General features: G+C 30.4%; 3 protein-coding genes. All 3 read right to left on the bottom strand.

Going from position 1 to position 5,420, the window contains the following annotated elements:
* On the bottom strand, positions 1–1,568 hold a 1,568-nt coding region (locus V6R96_RS20690), incomplete at its 3' end, for a condensation domain-containing protein (RefSeq protein ID WP_336380095.1).
* A 26-nt stretch (positions 1,569–1,594) separates the two neighbouring features.
* Positions 1,595–4,027: an outer membrane beta-barrel family protein gene (locus V6R96_RS20685; RefSeq protein WP_336380096.1), complete on the bottom strand. Its 2,433-nt coding sequence runs from the start codon at positions 4,025–4,027 to the stop codon at positions 1,595–1,597.
* Positions 3,993–5,420 (bottom strand): non-ribosomal peptide synthetase (locus tag V6R96_RS20680; RefSeq protein ID WP_336380097.1); only part of this gene is annotated, 1,428 nt, incomplete at its 5' end. The genes V6R96_RS20680 and V6R96_RS20685, both read right to left, overlap by 35 nt.

Below are 5,420 nucleotides of genomic sequence, written 5' to 3'. Positions count from 1 at the left end.
AATAATTCTATAATCGTTTTATCGCTAGGATAATCTACTTTCGTATCGTTGAACTCATGAAGAAGCTGCTGACGCTCGACAGAAGTGAGAATATCAATATCTTTGATTAAAGATTTTTCATTTTCAACAACCCTACCCAAAAGATTTCTTAAATGTTTTATCAAACCTCTCGCAAATCTTTCATCATAAATTTCTGTATCATAGGTTAAGTCTAAGTTCAACTTGCTGCCCTCAATATAAAAACGAAAATCTAAATCAAACTTACTAGTATTAGAATCTAAAACTTTTCTTTCGAATGTAAGACTATTTGCTTGGAATACATTAAACATTTGCTCTTCCTCTAATGAAACCATTATATCAAATAAAGGGTTTCTACTAGGATCATGAGAAAGTTTTAAATTAGATACTAATTCATCAAAAGGATAATCTTGATGTTTATAAGCATTAAGCAGTTTAATCTTATTCTCTTGTAACAACTCCAAAAATGACTTTGCAGAATCAATTTTTACTTTTAAAGCTAATGTATTTACGTAAACACCTATTTGATTTTTGAGTTCATATTGTTCTCTATTGGCAATTGGAGTTCCTATTATTATGTCATTTTGCTGAGAATATTTGAATAATAAAACATCTACAAGGCTTTTAATTCCCATAAATAAAGTGACTTCATTATCAGAACACAATTTTTGAAAGAGGTATAATTCTTGTGCTCCAAGTTGGATAGATATTGTACTCCCCTTACCATTTTTATGTTTAGGTCTTGGTTTATATGAAGGTAATTCTAAAATAGGAATCTCACTATTAAAAACCGATAACCAATATTCCTTATCTGGTTTTTGGGTTTTGAGTTTTTCCTGTTGCCAAATAGTATAATCCTTGTACTGAATTTTTAAATCTTCAAAATTGAAATCATCATTGTCAACATTTTTAAATGCTTCAAAAAAATCATTTGCAAAAACCTCAATAGACCAACCATCACTGATAATATGATGCATTACAATCAATAAAAGGTATTTATTATCTGTTATCTTAAAAACTGTTCCTCGCAACAACACATCTTTTGTTAAATCAAAAGGTGTGTTGATCTCATTCTGAATGTTTTCTTGAATGTTAGAATCTCTAAAATTTAATTGAAATAAATCTTCTCTAAATTCCTTAATAATTTGTATAGGATTGCCCTGATTATCTTCTTGGAAAATTGTTCTAAGAGACTCATGTCTTTTAACTAAGTATTCTAATGTCTTTTGAAGTTTATCCATATAGATATTGCCCTCAATTTTAAACATCATAGGGATATGATAAGCTACATTTTCAGGATTCATCTGATGCAGCAACCACATCCGTTTTTGAGTAGAAGAAAGTGGATAATTCTCTCTTTCTTCTGACTTTGGAATTGTTGTTTTAGAAGAAATATTCCTTAAAAATGATACAATCTCATTTTTATGGGCTTTTATTTCCTCTAAAATGCTATGTGTTACAGATCCTTTTGGTGCTTGGATATCTAAATTATCTCCTTTAAGGGATAGTTTTATATTGAGTTTGTTAAGCTTTTCTAGTAATTGGTTCATATGAATAATATAAATCCTTTAAGAAATTAATTTCCTGTCCTGTTTCTTTCTTCCTCGTTACCCGTTGATCTTTTTACGGGTTTAATCTTTTGATTTCCGAATTTATAACTCAAATTCAACTGCACATATTGGTTATCACTATAATAGATTCCATTTTGATAAACTCCATTTACAGTTGAATTTGGCCTTACTTTTTCAGTTCTTAAAATATCATTAAGTTTTAATGATATTTTTAAATCTTTATTTAAAAGTAGGTATTGGATTGTTGTGGAAAGATTACTCATAGATCCAATATTATAAAATTTTCCATCTACTCCTTTAGGACTATACCAATAATTAATGTTAAATAATAATGTTTTATTTTTATTTAAGATGAAATCATTACTGGTAGAAAATCGGCCACTCCAACCTTCCTGATATCTTTGTATGGCTGGTAAAAATGATTCCGATTTTACATAATTTATATCCAAGCTATTATTTGATGTCCACCATTTTAGTTTATCAAATGTGTAGCTTTCTGAAATCCCATATCTTTTGGCATCTACATAATTTTCGTTGGTAAATGAAATCTCATTAGTTGTAGGATCTGCCAATGCAATTTGTCCAAATAGATTTTTTTCATTTGAAAAATATATTTTACTTTCTAAAGATTTATAAGTATATGAGAATTCTACATTGTCTATGAAAGCAGGTTTTAAGAAAGGATTTCCTCCAAGCTTTTGGAAAGGATTTATATACCACTGATTGGGATTTAATTCATGAAAACTGGGTCTTTCAATTCTTTTACTGTAATTTAAAGCAAAGAATGAATTTTCAGAAGGTTTATAGCTTACAAATAAACTTGGAAATAACTTTGCATAATTATAATTGGTAACTTGATTCAAGCTGATTGAATTTGATTTTGTCTGTAGCGCTTCCAATCTCAGTCCTAATTGAGTTTCCCATTTTTCTCCAATTTTCTTATTTGCAGAAGCATATAACGCTTGAATATTTTCAATATATTCAAATATCATTTCAGTTACTGGTAAATTTGTAACAGGGTTATCAACTAACCCACTATTAAACATATTCATATCGTTTCTGGCTTTTGATGTTCCAATTTTACCTCCAAAACTGATGTTAATACTTTTAAATGGGTATTCAACATCTACCTTTCCAGAATAATTATTAATATTCTGTGAATTAAGGCTAAAACCTTTGTAATATTGTTGATTGTATGGATTAGTAATTTTTGAAATTCCATTGTAGAAGCGATCATCTTGGTTAGCATAATTAAAATAATCAAAATTTAAAATAATCTTGCGGTCTAATGAATCGAGCTCAAATTCATTGTAATAATTAATTGAATTAAAATTTGGTCTTCTATTTTGATTACCATCAGAACTTAAGCTTTGTAAGTTTGAATTTGTATTATAATCTATAACATCTGTAGTAGATTGACCTGTTAGATTGGCCCTGTTTGTATTTGCTAAATATTGAATTCCAGTTTTCCAATAATCATTAACTTGATAATCTATACCAAGTTTAGCACTAAATCTTTTATACTTATTCAAAAGAGGAGATTTGGTATACCATAAAGCATCCGGGAAATATGCATAATCATCAGCATCTATATATACCCCTCCCTGTCTATAGCTTAGCGAAGTCGAAATAGTCCATTTTTTTTTGTTAAAGTTAAAATTCACAAACCCCGATCCATCTGGGCGACTTCTTTGCAGATACCCCGATCCAATATTTGCGTTCCATGAATCTTTTTTTGCTGTTTTTGTTTTAATATTGATTATTCCGCTATTTCCTAAAGCATCGTATTTTGCTGGTGGAGTGGTAATAACTTCAATACTTTTTATATTGTCTGCTGAAATAGATTTTAAAAAGTTACTTAAATCCTCCTGTTTTAATTCTATTAGTTTATCGTCTACCATCACCCTTACCGCTCCTTTTCCAATAATTGAAATATTTTCGTTTTGCACTTTTACTCCTGGTGTAATCTTTAATGCCTCTAAAGCATCTCCTCCAGTTGTGGCAATTGCATTTTCAACATTGAAAACCACACGATCTATTCTTCTCTCGATTAATTTCTTCTTTCCCGTAATAACCACCTCTTGAATATTTTTAGTTTTCTCTAGCGTGATTGTTCCTAAATTTAAATCAGAGTTGACTTGTATATTTTTATTGTATATAAAATGACTAAGTTGCTTTATTTTAAAAGTATATACTCCGCCATTGTTTATTCTTAAGGCAAAATTTCCGTCTTCTCCAATTAAGTCGTTTTTTATGATTACAGAATCTTTGTCAAATAGTAAAACTTCTGTAAACTGATTTTTATTTTTATCAGTTTGTTCTATTTTTCCAGATATAGTAAATTGACCATAAAGTATATTTGTCAATAATAGCAAGATTAAAAAACTAAAAAGTCTTAATTTATTAAATTGTAAACGTTTCAGATTCTGGTTCTTCATATTGATTTGTTGAAAGATTATTGATTAGTGTAATATTATTTATTAAAATTGCTAATTGCTTAATTGTATTTTGTTCAAATAGTTGGCTTACGTTTACATCTATTTTAAAAATTTGATTAATAGAATGGATTAATTTTATAGCCATCAAACTATGTCCCCCAAGTTCAAAGAAGTTATCTGTAATTCCTACCTTCTCTACCCCCAATACTTCCTGCCAGATCTCTGCAAGTTTTTCTTCAGTAACATTCCTAGGCGCTACATATTCTCTCCTGATTAAATCTTCACCAGTTACACTCGGTAATGCCTTACGGTCTATCTTACCATTAGGTGTTAATGGAATAGCATCCAACTCCAGAAAGAACCCCGGAACCATATATTCTGGTAGCTTACTCTGTAAGTACTCTCTTAATTCTGTTTTGTTTACACTAGTTTCACCATCCTTTGTATAATAGGCTACCAGTACTTTTTCTCCATTAACTTCCTTTGCTTCGGCTACAACCTGCTTTATAGCTGTACTAAGCCGGCTGATATTTGTCTCAATCTCGCCCAATTCTATCCTGTAACCTCTGATTTTCACCTGAAAATCCTTTCTCCCCAAAAACTCTATGTTCCCATCTAGAAGCCATCTAGCCAAATCTCCCGTATCGTACATCTTGCTCCCTACTTCAAAGGGATTGTCTATAAACTTCTCAGCCGTCAACTCGGGCTTGTTCAAGTAACCGCGGGATAAACCAATGCCAGATATATAAAGCTTACCGAATGAAGCTAGCTCCTTAGCTTTTAAATTGCTATCTAAAATATATAATGATATATTATCAATTGGTTTCCCAATTGGAACACTCGTTCCACTAATAAAATTTGAGCAATCATAATAACTCACATCAATACTTGCCTCTGTAGGTCCATATAAGTTCATTAATGAAACTTCAGGCAAAATCTTATAAAATAAATCTTTTTGAGGAATCGTTAGTGCCTCACCACTAACAAAAACTTGTTTTAAACTATATACCTTTCCAATAAGTTCTTTATTTGAATTTAAATAATTTAAAAACACCATAAGCATTGATGGAACAAAATGAATTACAGTTACTCTTTTCTTATTTATATTCTCTATTATATCAAAAGGGCTTTTTTGGTGCTTGGGAGTTAATACAGAAATCTTAGCTCCATACATGCTCCACCACAGTAATTCCCATACAGAAACATCAAAAGAATAAGTTGTCTTTTGTATTAAAGTATCTTCTGAAGTTAAGGAGTATGCTTTTTGCATCCAAACTAAACGATTAATTAATCCTCTATTCTCAATCATCACCCCCTTAGGCTCTCCTGTAGTTCCTGAGGTATAAATCACATATGCCAAACTATCTGGTCTGCTGATAATCGGAAGGTTCTC

This window comes from Chryseobacterium sp. CCNWLW53 (assembly GCF_037083525.1).
Classification (GTDB): domain Bacteria; phylum Bacteroidota; class Bacteroidia; order Flavobacteriales; family Weeksellaceae; genus Chryseobacterium; species Chryseobacterium lathyri.
The sequence above is the reverse complement of the archived record's forward strand: the minus strand, read 5'-3'. Positions and strand labels throughout refer to the sequence as shown.